The sequence below is a fragment of the uncultured Allobosea sp. genome, assembly GCF_945956895.1.
Classification (GTDB): Bacteria; Pseudomonadota; Alphaproteobacteria; order Rhizobiales; family Beijerinckiaceae; genus Allobosea.
Window position 1 is genome coordinate 1 of the sequence record NZ_CAMFJF010000006.1, and the last position, 14,827, is coordinate 14,827.

A 14,827-nucleotide genomic window follows, 5' to 3' on the forward strand; every position below is an offset into this window, starting at 1 on the left:
CCGCCATGGAATCAATCAGCGCCCAACCACGCAACCTATTTAATAGGTCCTGAGCTTAGAATGTCGGCGGGGTGCAGGCGCTGACGATCTCGCAGGGGACCGGTCCGACGCAGCGGAAGCGGTGCGGGCGGGTGCTCTCGAAATAATAGGCGTCGCCGGGGCCGAGAATGCGGCGCTCCTCGCCGACGGTGAGCTCGATCCGGCCGGCGAGCACGACCCCGCCTTCCTCGCCCTCATGGGTCAACAGCACGCGGCCGGTATCGGCGCCGGGCTCGTAGCGCTCCTTGATGATCTGGAGCGCTCGGCCGAACAGGTTCTCGCCGACCTGGCGGAAGGAGATGCCGCCTTTGCCGATCTCGACCAGTTCCTGCGCCTGATAGAAGACCTGCCGCGGTTTCTCCGGCTCGAAGGCGAAAAATTCCGACAGGCTGATCGGGATGCCGTCGAGGATTCGCTTGAGCACGCCGACCGAGGGGTTCACCTCGTTCGCCTCGATCAGCGAGATCGAGGAATTGGTCACGCCGGCCTGCTTGGCGAGCGCACGTTGCGACAGGCCGCGCTGCATCCGGACATATCTGAGCCGGGCTCCGACATCGACATTCATCGCCGGCCTGTTTCTGCTGTTCTCGATCTTGAACGATATCCAGATCGACTCAGCTTTTTCAAGAGATTAGGTCGATATTGAAACAGACTTGTTGCCTTGACGAAAACATGAGCACTGACAGGCCACACAGGGAGGCCGCCATGACCGTCAACACCAAGCCGTCCGCGCTGCAGAACGCCCGTTCGCTCGACGCCTTCTGGATGCCGTTCACCGCGAACCGGCAGTTCAAGAAGGCGCCGCGCCTGCTCGCCAGCGCCAGCGGCATGCATTACGCCACCGAGGACGGCCGCAAGGTCATGGATGGCACGGCGGGCCTGTGGTGCTGCAATGCCGGCCATGGCCGCCGGCAGATCAGCGAAGCGGTGTCGCACCAGATCGCCGAGCTCGACTTCGCACCGGCCTTCCAGATGGGCCACCCCATCGTGTTCGATTTCGCCGAACGGCTTGCCGCCATCGCGCCGGGCGAGGGCGCGAACAAGCTCGATCGCGTCTTCTTCACCGGCTCGGGCTCCGAGTCCGTCGATACCGCGCTCAAGATCGCGGTCGCCTATCAGCGCGCCATCGGCCAGGGCACGCGGACCCGCCTGATCGGGCGCGAGCGCGGCTATCACGGCGTCGGCTTCGGCGGCATCTCGGTCGGCGGCCTCGTCAACAACCGCCGCGTCTTCCCGCAGTTGCCGGGTGCCGACCATCTGCGCCACACTCATGATCCCGCCCGCAACGCCTTCACTCGCGGCCTGCCCGAGCATGGCGCCGAGCTTGCCGACGATCTCGAGCGGCTGGTCGCGCTGCATGGCGCGGAGACGATCGCGGCCGTCATCGTCGAGCCGATGGCGGGCTCCACCGGCGTGCTGCTGCCGCCCAAAGGCTATCTGCAGCGCCTGCGCGAAATCGCGACACGGCACGGCATCCTGCTGATCTTCGACGAGGTCATCACCGGCTTCGGCCGCCTCGGCACGCCCTTCGCCGCCGATTATTTCGGCGTGATGCCGGACCTGATGACCACCGCGAAGGGCCTGACCAACGGTGCGGTGCCGATGGGAGCGGTCTTCGCCAGCCGCACGGTGCATGACGGCCTGATGCACGGGCCTGAGGGGATGATCGAGCTGTTCCACGGCTATACCTACTCGGGTCATCCGGTCGCCTGCGCGGCGGGCCTCGCTACGCTCGACATCTATGCGGCCGAGGGGCTGCTGACGCGGGCGGCGAAGCTGGCACCGGCCTGGGAGAATGCAATGCATTCGCTGCGCGATGCCCCGCATGTCGTCGACATCCGCAATCTCGGCCTCGTCGCCGGCATCGAGCTCGCCTCGCGGGACGGCGCTGCCGGCGCTCGGGCCTATGAGGTCTTCGTCGACTGCTTCGAAAAGGGGCTCTTGATCCGCGTGACCGGTGACATCATCGCGCTGTCGCCGCCATTGATCGTCGAGGAAGACCAGATCGGCGAGATGGTCGAGACGCTGCGCGGCGCGCTGAAGCGCGCGGCCTGACGGTGCTCGGATGCGGCGGCGTGAAATTGCTGCCGCATCGGTGTTCAGCGAGCTCCGCCGGGCGCTCCTGTTCCGCGCCGGATGTCTCGTGTCCTGATCCTCGCGAGACATCCGTCTCCCCGCCCGCCGATCGATGTTGGCGTCACGGCCGATATGGCCGAGCGGCCGTTGGGCATTGTTGAGGCACGGAGTTGTCGAAGGTGCTGGGCATCGTGTAACCCCGGTGGATCGGGCCGATGGCGAGCGCCCGGCCGCAAGACGGGAAAGACATGTCCGACGACGATTACATCTATGACGAGGCGACCGGCGAATGGCGCCCGGCCTCGGAAGTGAAACAGGCGGCGGCTGCTGCCGCTCCCGTGGTGCGCGATGCCGCCGGGAACGTGCTTGCCGATGGCGATTCCGTCGTTCTGGTCAAGGATCTCAAGGTGAAGGGCGCCAACCAGACCCTGAAGCAGGGGACGGTCATCCGCTCGATCCGCCTGACGGAGAATGTCGAGGAGATCGACTGCCGCCACGACACCATCAAGGGTCTTGTGCTGCGGACGGAGTTCGTCCGCAAGCGTTGACGCTTTGGGCCGTGCTTACCAGAGGCGCGGCCCTTCCATCGTCGAGACATGGGCGGAGACGACCTTCCAGCCCAGATCGGGAAAGCGCACCCAGCTCTGGCTCTGCCGGCCGACGACATCGCGCCCGCGCACCTTGAACTCCAGGTTCACCGTGGCGATGTCGCGCCCCAGCGTCAGGATTTCCAGCCGGATCCGCTTCTCCTTGATGCCCGGCCCCGGCGGGCGGGCGACGCGATGGCCGTGGATCTCCTTGAAGCCGTAGCCGTTCTCATGCAGCGCGTAGCGGATCGTGTGGGGGCTGTTCCAGAACGAAGCGTCTAGCACGTCGACATCCTTGTCGATCAGCGCCTGCTCGTAACGCTCGAACAGGGCGTTGATCTCGGCCACCACGTCGGGAATGTTCGGGGTCAGGTCGGTCATGATGCGGCCTCCATGGCCTGTGCGACGGCGACGAGGCTGGCATCGCTGCCGCGCGCGCCGATGATGGACAAACCGACGGGCGCGCCGTCGACGAGGGCGCCGGGCAGGTTGACCTGCGGATGGCCGGCAAGTCCGCCTTGCGCGCAAAGGCAGGTGATGCGGTCGCGCATCGGCCTGACCAGCGGCATCGGCAACCCGCGCAAGGGCGCCGGGAAGGGCGTCGTCGGCAGGCATAGGATCGTGCCCGCCGGCAGCAGGTAGCGCAGGCGCGCGCGGGCCTCCTCGCGCATCAGCGCGGCCCAGTTCTGCTCGTTGGCCGGAACCTGCGAGCCGGCGATCAGCCCGGCCGCGACGCTGAAGGCCATGCGCGGATTGTCCCGCTCGATCCAGGGGCGGAAGGTCTGCCAGGCCTCGACCGGCTGCAGGCTGCGCTGCGCCCGCGCCCAGACCGACAGGCCTTGCGGCGCCATGATCTCGTCGCGCGGCGTGGCGCCCAACACGCCGGCGAGCCGCTCGACCATCGGCTGGAGTGCTTCCGCGACCTCGGGATCGGCGAAGCCGAAGGCATCGACCGCCACAAGCAGTTTCGTCGGCAGCGGGCCGGGCGCCTCGCCCAGCATCACCGTGCCGACGCGGGCGAAGGTCGAGGCGTCGCGGGTGAACCAGCCGGCGGTGTCCGAACTCGGCGCCTGCCGCATCAGCCCGGCCAGGTCGAGCCGGCCATGGGTCGGCCGGATGCTGTAGAGCCCGCAGAAGCTGCCGGGCACGCGCATCGAGCCGCCGGTATCGGTACCCAGTGCGGTGTCGCAGAGCCCGGCGGCGACGGCCGCGGCCGAGCCGGAGGAGGAACCGCCCGGCACGCGGTCGGGCGCCGCCGCATTCAAGGGCGTGCCGTCGAAGGCGTTCTCGCCGAGGATGCCGAGCGAGACCTCGTCGGTGATGGTCTTGCCGACGAGTTCGGCGCCGGCATCGAGCAGGGTCTGCACCGCCCAGGCATGGCGCTCCGGGATGGGGTTGGCCCGTCCCCAGTCGTGGTTGCCGCCGCCGGTCGATGCGCCCGCGACATCGAACAGGTCCTTGACGGCGAAGGTGAGGCCCGAGAGCGGCCCGCCTTGTCGACCGGGGACGCGGATACGCGGGCCGGGCACGAAGGCGTTGACGCGATCCTCCATCACGGCCTCGACGATCGTGCTTCGCCCAGGGAGGTCGGTCGGGTCGGCATCGGCACGGCTTCTATCCTTCGTGGTGTTCGGCCTATCGTTCAGGGGCAGCCTAAGCAGGTTTGTTGCCGCTGCAAACGGCGGCGCACCGACTTGCTCCGAGCGGACCGCCGGGAACCTTTTGCGGCTTCAGTCATCCGATGCAGACAGGAGGACAGACCATGCCATCCGTTCCCACAGTCGCGCTTGATGCCGGTTCAGCTTCGGCGGGGGATCTCGATCTCGCTCGCCGTGCCGGCGCTGGCGATCCGCAAGCCTTCCGCACGATCATGACCACGCATAACCAGGCGCTCTACCGCATCGCGCGGGCGGTGATCCGCAACGACAGCGAAGCCGAGGACGTCGTGCAGGAGGCCTATGTCCGGGCCTTCCGCCATCTCGACAGCTTTCGGGGCGAGGCGACGCTTGCGACATGGTTGTCGCGTATCACCCTCAACGAGGCGCTCGGCCGCCTGCGCCGGAAGAAGCGGGCGGACAAGGCGCTGCGCGCGGAGGACCCGGGCGTTCCCGCGCAGATCATTACCTTTCCCGGCAGCACCAGCAGCGACGACCCGGAGCGGACGATGGCACAGCGGCAGATCCTGCAACTGGTCGAGCGCGCGACCGACAATCTCGCGGATATCTATCGCGGCGTGTTCATGGCGCGGGTGATCGAGGGGCGCAGCGTCGAGAAAACCGCCGATCTCCTCGGCATTCGGCCGGAGACGGTCAAGACCCGGCTGCACCGGGCGCGGCTCCTGGTGCGCAAGGAGTTGGAGCAGCAGATCGGCCCGGTGCTGCTCGACGCCTTCCCCTTCGCCGGCCGGCGTTGCGAACGCCTGACAGCCGCCGTGATGCAAAGACTTGGGCTTGCGGGCTGAAATCCCGGGAACGTTTCGGTCGCGCCGGCATCCAATCAACGTCGATGAAACAAAGCGTTCCGGCCCGCTCCAGCGGCCCGGGAAAGGAGAAATCATGTCCGCTCGCAAGTATAGTCTCGCGCTTGTCCTCACATTCCTGGGGGCGACGACCGCGGCGCAGGCCGCCGACAAGCCGACCGATCCGCAGATCGCCCATATCGCCTATACGGCGGGTGCGATCGACGTCGCGGCGGCGAAGCAGGCCATCGCGAAATCCCGGAACAAGGTGGTCGTGTCCTTCGCCAAGGACATGCTGCGCGACCATCAGGCCGTCAATAAGCAGGCGCTCGCCCTCGTCGGCAAGCTCAAGGTCAAGCCGGAGGACAACGCGACGAGCCGCGCCCTGTCAGACGCTGCTGGCAAGACCAAGGCCTCGCTTGCCAAGCTGCGCGGCGCGGCCTTCGACAAGGCCTATGTCGCCAACGAGGTCGCCTTCCACCAGCAGGTGAACGGGGCGCTGCAGACCTTGCTGATTCCCTCGGCGAGCAATTCCGAGCTCAAGGGGCTGCTGGAGACAGGGCTGAAGATCTTCCAGGGCCACGAGCAGCATGCGGTGCATGTCGCCGCAGAGCTGCGATAGGAGCGATGCCATGGGCGTGGCGCGATATCTGCCGGCGGCCGCGATCGTGATGCTGGCCGCGGCTTCTGCCCCGGCGCGGGCGGAGACCATTCAGGTGATGGTCGACAAGCTGGTCTTCACGCCGGCGGAGGTCAACGCGAAGGTCGGAGATACCATTGAATGGATCAACCGGGACATCCTCGCCCATACCGCCACGGTGAAGGGCGGGATGGAGGTGATGATCCCGGTCAAGAAGGCGGCCCGGCTTGTGCTCCAGAAAGCGGAGGCGATCGATTATTACTGTCGCTTCCACCCGAACATGAAAGGTCGCATCACCGTCTCGGCCCCGTGACGGGAATGCGGACTCAGGGCGCGCTTCGGGCGATGGGAGGCCGGAGCGCGCCCTGTTCCTGCGATATCAGGAAATCGGCCTGGGCTTCGGTCTCGACCGCGGCGGCATCATGTTCGCGGCGGATTTTCGTGATGGCGTCCGCGGCCCTCGCCCCATTCTCGACCAAGAGCAGCGCGGCGACGGTGCCGGTGCGGCCGAGGCCGGCCCGGCAATGGATCGCCCAGCTCTTGCCCTCGCGGAGGTGGCGCGCCAGGTCGAGCTTGCGCCAGCCGGCCATGAAATCCGCATCCGGCACGCCATAATCGGGGATGGCGAGATGGACCCATTCCAGCCCGGCCGCGCGGACGGCGTCGGCGAAGCCGTAGAGGCCGCCCGGTAACTCCGTGGATTCCACGAGGCTGAGCAGGCCGGTTGCGCCCTGTCCTGCGAGCCGTAACAGGTCCTCCGTCAGAGCCGCCTGCGATGCGGCATCGTCGAGCGACTCCTTGCGCCGACCGGGGCATGGCCCCAGCAGCAACGCGCCGGCGAAGCCGGGTAGGGCGAGATGGGACACGGAAGGCGCAGGGCTGTGCAAACAATCCTCCAGAATGGCGGAAGGGCGGAGCATTCTACCTGCCGCATCGTCTTCACGCGAAACGGTATCCGCGTCGTTCGAACAGGCTTCAGGGCTCGCTGATTGACATGATGATATAGCTGTGTACAGCTATATCATCATGCTGTCCACACGCGACCCTGCCAGCGAGATCGGACCCGTGCCGGGCGGTGAGGCCTTCGCGGCGGGCCCGCTCAAGCCGCCGAGCCCGCCGCCGCCGGGCGCATCATGGTGGGACCGTCTGCAAGGGCTCACCTCGCCACTGATCGTCCTGCTCGGGCTCATCGGCATGGGCGTGTTGGGCGCGCGGAACGTCTCGGCCAATCTCGCGGCGGCCGGGATGGAGATCGACTTCTCCTTCCTCTGGCAGCAGGCCGGCTTCGATGTCAGTGAGAGCCTGATCGCCTATTCCCCGCGCGACACCTATGCCCATGTGCTGCTCGTCGGCATCCTCAATACTCTGGTCGCCGCGGCGGTGACGCTGGTGCTGGCGAGCGCGATCGGCCTCGTCGTCGGCATCGCCATGACCAGCTCGAACTGGCTCGTGCGCAATCTGGCGCGGCTCTATGTCGAGTTGCTGCGCAACCTGCCGAAGCTTCTGATCGTGATCGCGCTCTATGTCGCGCTGGTCCGCGGCCTGCCGCATATCAAGGCGGCTTGGACCGGCCCGTTCGGGGCGATGCTGAGCAATCGCGGGCTCGCCCTGCCGTCGCCGGTGATCGGGCATGGCGGGTTGGCCTTGGCGCTCGCGGCCTGTCTCTGGCTCGCCGGCTGGGTGTTCTGGGCGCGGGCGGTGAAGCGGCATCAGGATGTGACCGGGCAGCGTTGGCCGATTGCCCTGCCGGTGCTGTTGGCGGGGCTTGCTGCTTATGCCGGGCTCATTCTGTCGGGACTTGCAGAAGTTGGCTGGTCGGTGCCGAAGCTCACCGGCTTCAACGTCAGCGGCGGCATCGGGTTGTCCTTGCAATTCGCCGCGCTCGTCCTGGCGCTTTCGGTCTATCATGGCGGGCAGATCGGCGCGATCGTCGAGGGCGGCATCCTGGCGACCTCGCGCGGCCAGCACGAGGCGGCGCTGGCGCTGGGCCTGAGCCGTCTCCGGACGATGCGATTGATCGTGCTGCCGCAGGCTCTGCGCGTCATCACGCCGCCGCTCGGCAACCAGTATTCCAACCTGCTCAAGAACACCTCGATCGCGCTCGCGATCGGCTACTCAGACCTGCTCAGCGTCGTCAGCACCTCGGTGAACCAGACTTTTCGGCCGATCGAACTGATGACGCTGGTCGCGCTGTTCTTCCTGATCGCGAACCTGCTGATCTCGGCCGGGGTCAACTGGTGCAACCATGTCTTCCGCATCAGGGGGCGCTGAGATGAATTCGCTCGCCGAGACGCCCCTCGTCGTAGGGCCGCCGCAGAGCCGCCGCCTCGTTGCGGCCGGGCGCTGGTTGCGCTCGAATCTGTTCTCCAGCTGGTGGAACACCCTGCTTACCGGCCTCGTCCTGTACGGGGTCGTGGCCTTCGTCGCGAAGGCGCTGAACTGGGGCGTGGTCGATGCCGTGCCCTTCTCCGGCAGCCGGGCCGAATGCGCGGCGGCGAGCGGCGCCTGCTGGGCCTTCCTGCGCGAGAAGGTCCATCTCGTCCTGACCGGGACCTATCCCGAGCCCGAACGCTGGCGTGCCTATCTCGCGAGCGCGGTGATGATCGCGGCCATCTTCGCCTTCGCGAAGGCACCCATCGGCGTTGCCGGCCGGGCCGTGCTGGTGGTGGTCTCCGGCGTCTGCGCCTATCTGCTCCTGCGTGGCGGCGTCGCCGGTCTTCCGGTGGTCGAATCGCATCGCTGGAACGGCCTGCCGCTGATCCTCTTCCTCTCGGCCTTCAGCATGGCCGCGGCCTTTCCGCTCGGCGTCGTGCTCGCCTTGGCGCGCTGGTCGGGCCAGCGCGGGCTGTCGTTGTTCGCCGTCGGCTATATCGAGGCCGTCCGGGCGATCCCGATGGTCGCGGTGCTGTTCGCCGGCATCTTCATCCTGCCGCTGTTGTTGTCGCGCGGCGCCGCGATCGAGCCGGTCGCGGCGATCCTGATCGTGCTCACCCTGTTCTACGCCGCCTATTTTGCCGAGGACGTGCGGGCCGGCTTGCAGGCCTTGCCGAAGGGCCAGACGGAGGCCGCCGCGAGCCTCGGCCTTTCGTCGGCGCAGCGCATCCGGCTCATCGTGTTGCCGCAGGCGCTGCGCACGGCGATCCCCGGCATCACCAATTCGATCATCGGCAGTTTCAAGGACACCTCGCTCGTCGCGATCGGCGGCATGCACGACCTGCTCTCGACCGCGCGCATGGCCTATGCCGATCCGCAATGGCAGGCCTATTCGCTGGAGGCGAACCTGGCGATCGGGCTGTTCTACTTCATCAGCTGCTGGCTGATCTCGGAACGGGCTCGGCGGCTCGGCCATGGCGCCGTCAAGGCGCGCTAGAAGCCGCGAGCGACAAAAGAAGTGGCCAGCCGCTCAAGCGATGCTCTAAGCACAAGGCGGGCAGGAAAAGAGACGATGACGCTCGATATCGCCGGTTCGGATACGCGCCAGCTGCGCCAGCTGGTCCGTTCGCGCAATGACGTGATCTTCGAGATCGTGCGCGACCGCATCTGCCTGCGCGAATATGACGAGGGCCATGTCATCCACGAGACGGCGCTGGCGACGGAATTCCGCGTCAGCCGCACGCCGATCCGGCAGGTCCTGCAGCGGCTGGTCTACGAGCAACTCGCCGAGACCCGCAACGGCGTCGGCACGATCGTCTCCTATGTCGGGCCGCAATCGGCCGACATGCTGCGCTTCCGCATCGGGCTGACACGATTGATCGCCGACCTGATCCCGCTCCAGCTGCCTTTGACCCTGGGATCCGACTATGCCCGTTTGCAGGCCCTGGCCGGACTGCTCAAGCCGGAGTCCTCGTTGAAGGAGGCCTGGGACGTCTGGCGGACACATCACGAGGTCCGCAACGCCCTGATCGGCGACGAAGCGCTCAGGCAGATGGACGACACCATCTTTTTCCGTACCGCCCGCGGCTGGATCGGCTGGCTGAAGCAGGAGCCTGCCGCGATGCATGCGCTGCTGGTCGAGGAGATCGCGGCGGTTGCCGGGAAAGCGACGGCTCTGTCGGCGCCGGAGCTGTTCCGTTTGCATGCCGCCCATCTCGAACGGATGCTGGCGCGCTACGGCGTGCAGGACAGCAAATAGGCGATCTGTTCCTCGCTTTCGATGGCGCCGGGCCTTGCCGCCCGCACGGCCGTGATCGCGGCTTGCGGCGTCGAGCCTGTCGCGATCAGCAGCCGCGCCGCCATCATGCCCGAGCGGCCGTAGCCGGCGAGGCAGCAGAAGGCGATGCGGCGCCCTTGGCGCAGCTCTCCAGCGAGGCGCTCGATCAGGGGCGGCCAGTCGAGCCGCTGGTCGGGCGCGGAGAAATCGGCGATCGGGGTGCGGAGCAGGGTGATCGACCGCGCTTCGGCGGCGCTGGCCAGATCGTCGAGTTCGTCAGGATCGTATTCGTCGTCGTCGAGCAGGATTACCAGCAAGACCGTCTGCCATGCGGCGAGCGTGTCCAGAACCTCATCCTGCAAGGCTCCGTCGACGAAACGCTCGCCACGCTTGGCGATCACGAGGCCGGGTAGCGGCAGCATGCCGATCGCCCCGGCAAGGCCCGGCGGCTCGACCCAGGCAATCCCCTCAGCCATGCGCCCCTCCGCCCAGCTCTCCCGCCATCGGGAGATGCGGTGCTCGTCGCGCTCATGAAGCGGATCGAGGCGGGGGTTGTCCACTGTCGAAGGCAGGCGACCGGTTGGGCCGGTTCGCTCCGACTCGGCCGTCATTGCGAGGAGCGAAGCGACGAAGCAATCCAGGGGGACTGGGTCGAACGCTTCAGCACAGTCCCCCTGGATTGCTTCGCTGCGCTCGCAATGACGGGGAATGGCAGGGGCCTGCAAAACAAAAAGCCCTCCCGGATCGCTCCGGAAGGGCTCGGTTCGGCTATCCCGGTCGAGGGTTTTACCGGACCGGATAGGAGAAGATCAGGCCGCCGTCGCGGGCGAGGCGGTTCGGCGACTGGGCGCGGTCCATCGCCAGCGGCGAGGCCTTGCCGATATGCTTCTCGAAGACCTCGCCGTAATTGCCGACCTGCTTGATGATCTGGAAGGCCCAGTCCGGGCGCAGGCCGAGCTTCTTGGCCATGTCCGCGGTCGGGCCGTTCGGCGCGACCAGGCGCTGGGCGTCGACGGGCATGTCCTTGAGCGCGGCGAGCTTGGCTTCGACGTTCTTGGAGGTCAGGCCGAATTCCTCGGCCGCGACCATGACCTGCACACCCCAGAACAGGGTCTTTTCCAACTCGGTATCGGGGCGGGAGACGAGCGCCAGCGGCTCGGTCGCGGAGCGCTGGGGGACCAGCACGTAATCGTCCGGCTTCGGCGCCAGCAGGCGGTCGGCGGCGAGCGCCGAGACCGAGCTCGCGACGGCGTCGCATTTGCCGGAGAAGAAGGCCTGGAGGCGGGCGGTCTTGTCGGCGATGTTCTCGACCTTGTAGGGCAGCTTCGCCTCACCGAACCAGTCGGCGAGATAGAGCAGGGTGGTCGAGCCCTCCTCGGCGCAGATCGTCGCGCCCGAGAGATCGGCGAGCTTGGTCATGCCGAGGCTCTTGGGCACCATGAAGCCCTGGCCGTCATAGAAGGTGGTGGTGACGAAGGAGACGCCGGGATCGGCGTCGCGCGTGCCGGTCGCGGTGATGCCGCGCGAGGCGATATGGGCGCTGCCGCTGATGATCGCCTTCAGGCTGTCGGAGAAGCCAATGCCGCGCAGCTCCGCTTTGTTGGCGTCGCCAAAGATCGCGACGGCGGCCATGCGGCAGAACTCGACATTGAAGCCCTGGAAGCGGCCGGCGCTGTCGGGGACCGAGAAACCCGGCGAATTCGGGTTCACCAGGCAGATGATCTTGCCGTCTTCCTTGACCTTGTCGAGCACCGGGCCGGCCTGTGCTGCCGGCGCGACCAGGGTGAGCGTTGCCGCGGCGAGCGCCGCACGAATGATGCTGTATGTCATCCCGATCTTCTCCCGTTATCGAGCTATAGAGCTGTATACAGCAACTCAGACATACGTCAAACGCTGCTCTTGCGTCAGCCGCCGGGTTTGGGGAAGGTCGGGTGTCGTTGCCGCAGAGGCGACAATCTATTCCGGAACGTCATAACAATGCGCCGCGAATGCATTAGCCAGCGGCGCTTCGGGCGTGCCATCCTCCCCCTATCGAGGAGCGTCGCGATGCTCCGGTTCGGCGGAGCCCGGCGTGCCAGACGATCAGAACGCCCTCTACGAGGCGGTTGAGCCTTATCGGTCCCTGCGCCTCCCGGTCGGCGATGGGCATGAGCTTCATGTCGATGAGAGCGGCAATCCCGACGGCATTCCCGTGGTCTTCCTGCATGGCGGGCCGGGCGGCGGCACCAAGCCGGCGCAGCGCAGAACCTTCGATCCCACGGCCTTCCGGATTGTGACCTTCGACCAGCGCGGGGCGGGGCGCTCCAGCCCACTGGCGGAACTTGCGGGCAATACCACGCAGGCGCTGATCGCCGATCTCGAACGCATCCGGGAGCATCTCGGTATCGACCGTTGGCTGGTCACGGGCGGCTCCTGGGGCAGCTGCCTCGGGCTCGCCTATGGGCAGGCCCATCCCGAACGCTGCCTCGGCTTCCGCCTGCACGGCATCTTCATGGCGGAGCGGGCCGAGATCGACTGGTGGTTCCACGGTTCGCGCACGATCTTCCCGGACCACTGGGAGACCTTCGCCCATTTCGTGCCGGAAGCGGAGCGCGGCGACCTGCTCGGCGCCTATTACCGTCGCCTCACCGGGCCGGATCGCGAGCAGCAGCTGGCGGCGGCGGTCGCCTTGCGTACCTTCTCGGGGAAGACGCAGACCTTCCTGCCCGATGCCGAGCATGTCGCGGCATTGACCGAGCCGGAGGCGGCGCTCGCGCTCGCCCGCATCTTCACGCATTACTGCGTCAACGGCGCCTTCCTCCAGCCCGGCCAGCTGCTGCGCGACGTCTCGCGCATCCGGCATCTGCCGGCCGAGATCGTGCAGGGGCGCTACGACATCGTGACGCCGATGTGCACGGCCTGGCGCCTGAAGACCGCCTGGCCCGAGGCTCGCTTCACCATCGTGACCGAAGCCAACCACGCGGCGACGCCGAGCGCGCCGGCCCTCTCGCTGGCGCTGCGCGATGCGACCGATCGCCTGCGCGATGCCATGCCGGCCCTCGCGGCCTGAAGGAACGACGATGTACGAAGCCGCCAGCCAGATCCGTCTGGGCATCGAGCCCTATCTCGAAATCCGCAGCGCCAAGAGCCCGGCGGTCGCGCCGGACGGCGAACTGCTCGCCTATCTCAGCGACGAGAGCGGCACGCATCAGATCTGGCTGAGGCCCCTTGCCGGCGGCGCCCCCTGGCGCCTGACCGACATGCCGGAGCCGATCGGCGCGATCGCCTTCAACCCGAAGAACCGCGACCTGCTGTTCACCATGGATTGCGGTGGCGACGAGCGGCATCAGCTCTGGCTGGTGCCCGGCGCCTCCGGCGTGCCGCAGCCGCTGACGGATGATCCGACCGTCGTCCATGTCTGGGGCTGCTGGGCGGCGGACGGTCAGCGCATCGCCTTCGCCTCGAACGCGCGCGACCGCGAGCATATGGACATCTACGTGATGGACATGGCGACGCGGGCGGCGCGCCGTGTCTTCGAGGGCAGTGGTTATCGCGAGGCGGTGGCCTTCTTCCCGGATGGCCGTTCGCTGCTGGTGGCTGACGCCACCCATGCGATGAACGACCAGGACCTCTTCCGGCTCGATCTCGAGAGCGGGGCACGCGAGGCCTTGCTGCCGCATGAGGGCCGCGCCCGCTATGCCGCGAGCCGGATGAAGAAGGACGGCAGCGGCTTCTTCACGATCACTGACCAGGGGCGTGAGTTTCTCAGCGTTGCCTTCCGGTCGGCGACTGACGGCACGCTGAACTGGATCGTCGCGCGCGATGGGCAGGATATCGAGGCGGTGGCGCTGGCGCCGGATCAGAACCGCCTCGCCTATGTCGCGAATGATCGCGGCTGGAACCGCATCTTCGTGCGCGAGATCGCCGAGGGAGCGGAGTTCGAGGTCGAGGGTTTTCCGGCCGGCTCGATCGGCTCCGTCGCCTGGCTGCCGGATGGCTCGGGACTCGTCTTCCCGCTCGACGGCTCGACCTCCTCGCCGGATATCTGGCGCTTCGATATCGCCTCGAAGCAGGTCAAGCGTCTGACGGATGCCTCGAAGGCCGGGCTCGATCAGGCCACATTCGTCGAGCCGACGGTCGCGAGCACGAAAAGCTTCGACGGGCTGGAGGTCCCGTTCTTCGTCTACCGGCCGCGCGGCAAGGCGCCGGAGGGCGGCTATCCGGCGGTGGTCGTGGTGCATGGCGGGCCGGAGGCGCAGTGGACCCCGATCTTCCGGGCCGACCTGCAGTTCTTCCTGAGCCAGGGCATCATGGTGATCGCGCCGAATGTCCGCGGCTCGACCGGCTATGGCCGCAGCTATCACCATCTCGACGACAAGCATCTGCGCATGGACAGCGTCGCCGACCTCAAGGCTGTCCGGCTCTGGCTGCGCGAGCAGAGCGATGTGAACGATGAGCGCGTCGCCGTCTATGGTCGCTCCTATGGCGGCTTCATGGTGCTGGCGGCGCTGACCGAGCAGCCCGAGCTGTGGAAGGTCGGGATCGAGTTCTACGGCATCGCCAATTTCCTGACGCTGCTGCAGACGACGGGGCCGTGGCGGCGCTATCTGCGCGCGGTGGAATATGGCGATCCGGTCGCCGATCGCGAGAACCTGATCCGCTTCTCGCCGATCCACAAGCTCGACCAGATCCGCGTGCCGCTCTTCATCGCGCAGGGGCTCGACGATCCGCGCGTACCGCCGGGCGAGAGCGAGATGATCCATTCGGTGCTGCGCGGCCTTGGCCGCCCGGTCGAGTATGTGCGCATTCCGCATGAGGGTCACGGCTTCGCCCGAATCGAGAACCGCCGCACCGTCTTCGGCGGCGTGGCCCGTTTCCTGCGTGAGCATCTGTAGAAG

General features: G+C 67.1%; 16 protein-coding genes. 10 read left to right on the forward strand and 6 right to left on the reverse strand.

Features of this window, described 5'->3' with window-relative positions; translation table 11 throughout:
* Window positions 1-55: 55 nt before the first annotated feature.
* Window positions 56-604 (reverse strand): cupin domain-containing protein, encoded by a 549-nt coding sequence (locus tag Q0Q02_RS05440; RefSeq protein ID WP_293807560.1) that lies wholly within the window; start codon window positions 602-604, stop codon window positions 56-58.
* Window positions 605-744: 140 nt separating this feature from the next.
* Here Q0Q02_RS05440 and Q0Q02_RS05445 point away from each other — a divergent pair, with 140 nt between their 5' ends.
* Window positions 745-2,094 (forward strand): aspartate aminotransferase family protein, encoded by a 1,350-nt coding sequence (locus Q0Q02_RS05445; RefSeq protein ID WP_293807561.1) that lies wholly within the window; start codon window positions 745-747, stop codon window positions 2,092-2,094.
* Window positions 2,095-2,363: 269 nt separating this feature from the next.
* Window positions 2,364-2,663 carry an alkylphosphonate utilization protein gene (locus Q0Q02_RS05450; RefSeq protein WP_265056346.1) on the forward strand — a complete coding sequence of 100 codons (300 nt, stop codon included), beginning with the start codon at window positions 2,364-2,366 and terminating at the stop codon, window positions 2,661-2,663.
* Between the two features lie 15 nt (window positions 2,664-2,678).
* Here Q0Q02_RS05450 and hpxZ read toward each other — a convergent pair whose 3' ends face one another.
* Entirely contained in the window at window positions 2,679-3,083 is a 405-nt protein-coding gene (hpxZ, locus tag Q0Q02_RS05455; protein WP_293807562.1) for an oxalurate catabolism protein HpxZ, read from the reverse strand.
* The gene (locus tag Q0Q02_RS05460; RefSeq protein ID WP_293807563.1) at window positions 3,080-4,255 is read right to left on the reverse strand and encodes an amidase; all 1,176 of its coding nucleotides are present in this window, start codon (window positions 4,253-4,255) and stop codon (window positions 3,080-3,082) included. Before Q0Q02_RS05460 ends, hpxZ begins: the two co-directional genes overlap by 4 nt.
* Before the next feature lie 209 nt (window positions 4,256-4,464).
* On the opposite strand from Q0Q02_RS05460, the gene Q0Q02_RS05465 reads away from it, so the two are divergent.
* The 3 genes from Q0Q02_RS05465 to Q0Q02_RS05475 all read left to right on the forward strand — a co-directional run bounded on the left by Q0Q02_RS05465 (window position 4,465) and on the right by Q0Q02_RS05475 (window position 6,113).
* Complete coding sequence (locus Q0Q02_RS05465; RefSeq protein ID WP_293807564.1) at window positions 4,465-5,163, forward strand: RNA polymerase sigma factor; 699 nt, start codon at window positions 4,465-4,467, stop codon at window positions 5,161-5,163.
* A gap of 94 nt (window positions 5,164-5,257) precedes the next feature.
* Window positions 5,258-5,782 (forward strand): DUF4142 domain-containing protein, encoded by a 525-nt coding sequence (locus Q0Q02_RS05470; protein WP_293807565.1) that lies wholly within the window; start codon window positions 5,258-5,260, stop codon window positions 5,780-5,782.
* Window positions 5,783-5,792: 10 nt separating this feature from the next.
* On the forward strand, window positions 5,793-6,113 hold the full coding sequence (locus Q0Q02_RS05475) for a cupredoxin domain-containing protein (RefSeq protein ID WP_293807566.1): 321 nt from the start codon (window positions 5,793-5,795) through the stop codon (window positions 6,111-6,113).
* 13 nt (window positions 6,114-6,126) lie between these two features.
* Here the strand turns inward: Q0Q02_RS05475 and Q0Q02_RS05480 are convergent, their stop codons facing one another.
* Entirely contained in the window at window positions 6,127-6,666 is a 540-nt protein-coding gene (locus Q0Q02_RS05480; RefSeq protein WP_293807567.1) for a protein-tyrosine phosphatase family protein, read from the reverse strand.
* A gap of 142 nt (window positions 6,667-6,808) precedes the next feature.
* On the opposite strand from Q0Q02_RS05480, the gene Q0Q02_RS05485 reads away from it, so the two are divergent.
* The 3 genes from Q0Q02_RS05485 to Q0Q02_RS05495 all read left to right on the forward strand — a co-directional run bounded on the left by Q0Q02_RS05485 (window position 6,809) and on the right by Q0Q02_RS05495 (window position 9,932).
* Complete coding sequence (locus Q0Q02_RS05485; protein WP_293807568.1) at window positions 6,809-8,071, forward strand: ABC transporter permease subunit; 1,263 nt, start codon at window positions 6,809-6,811, stop codon at window positions 8,069-8,071.
* 1 nt (window position 8,072) lies between these two features.
* Entirely contained in the window at window positions 8,073-9,170 is a 1,098-nt protein-coding gene (locus tag Q0Q02_RS05490; protein WP_293807569.1) for an amino acid ABC transporter permease, read from the forward strand.
* 75 nt (window positions 9,171-9,245) lie between these two features.
* Window positions 9,246-9,932, forward strand: coding sequence for a GntR family transcriptional regulator (locus tag Q0Q02_RS05495; protein WP_293807570.1), 687 nt, complete (start codon window positions 9,246-9,248; stop codon window positions 9,930-9,932).
* On the opposite strand, the gene Q0Q02_RS05500 is transcribed toward Q0Q02_RS05495, so the two are convergent.
* Window positions 9,908-10,426, reverse strand: coding sequence for a hypothetical protein (locus tag Q0Q02_RS05500; protein WP_293807571.1), 519 nt, complete (start codon window positions 10,424-10,426; stop codon window positions 9,908-9,910). The two genes, Q0Q02_RS05495 and Q0Q02_RS05500, sit on opposite strands and share 25 nt — an antisense overlap.
* Before the next feature lie 310 nt (window positions 10,427-10,736).
* The gene (locus Q0Q02_RS05505) at window positions 10,737-11,780 is read right to left on the reverse strand and encodes a transporter substrate-binding domain-containing protein (RefSeq protein WP_293807572.1); all 1,044 of its coding nucleotides are present in this window, start codon (window positions 11,778-11,780) and stop codon (window positions 10,737-10,739) included.
* A gap of 241 nt (window positions 11,781-12,021) precedes the next feature.
* Here Q0Q02_RS05505 and pip point away from each other — a divergent pair, with 241 nt between their 5' ends.
* Together pip and Q0Q02_RS05515 are read left to right on the forward strand one after the other, a co-directional pair.
* On the forward strand, window positions 12,022-12,999 hold the full coding sequence (gene pip / locus Q0Q02_RS05510; RefSeq protein WP_293807573.1) for a prolyl aminopeptidase: 978 nt from the start codon (window positions 12,022-12,024) through the stop codon (window positions 12,997-12,999).
* 10 nt (window positions 13,000-13,009) lie between these two features.
* On the forward strand, window positions 13,010-14,824 hold the full coding sequence (locus tag Q0Q02_RS05515) for a S9 family peptidase (RefSeq protein WP_293807574.1): 1,815 nt from the start codon (window positions 13,010-13,012) through the stop codon (window positions 14,822-14,824).
* Window positions 14,825-14,827: the final 3 nt, after the last annotated feature.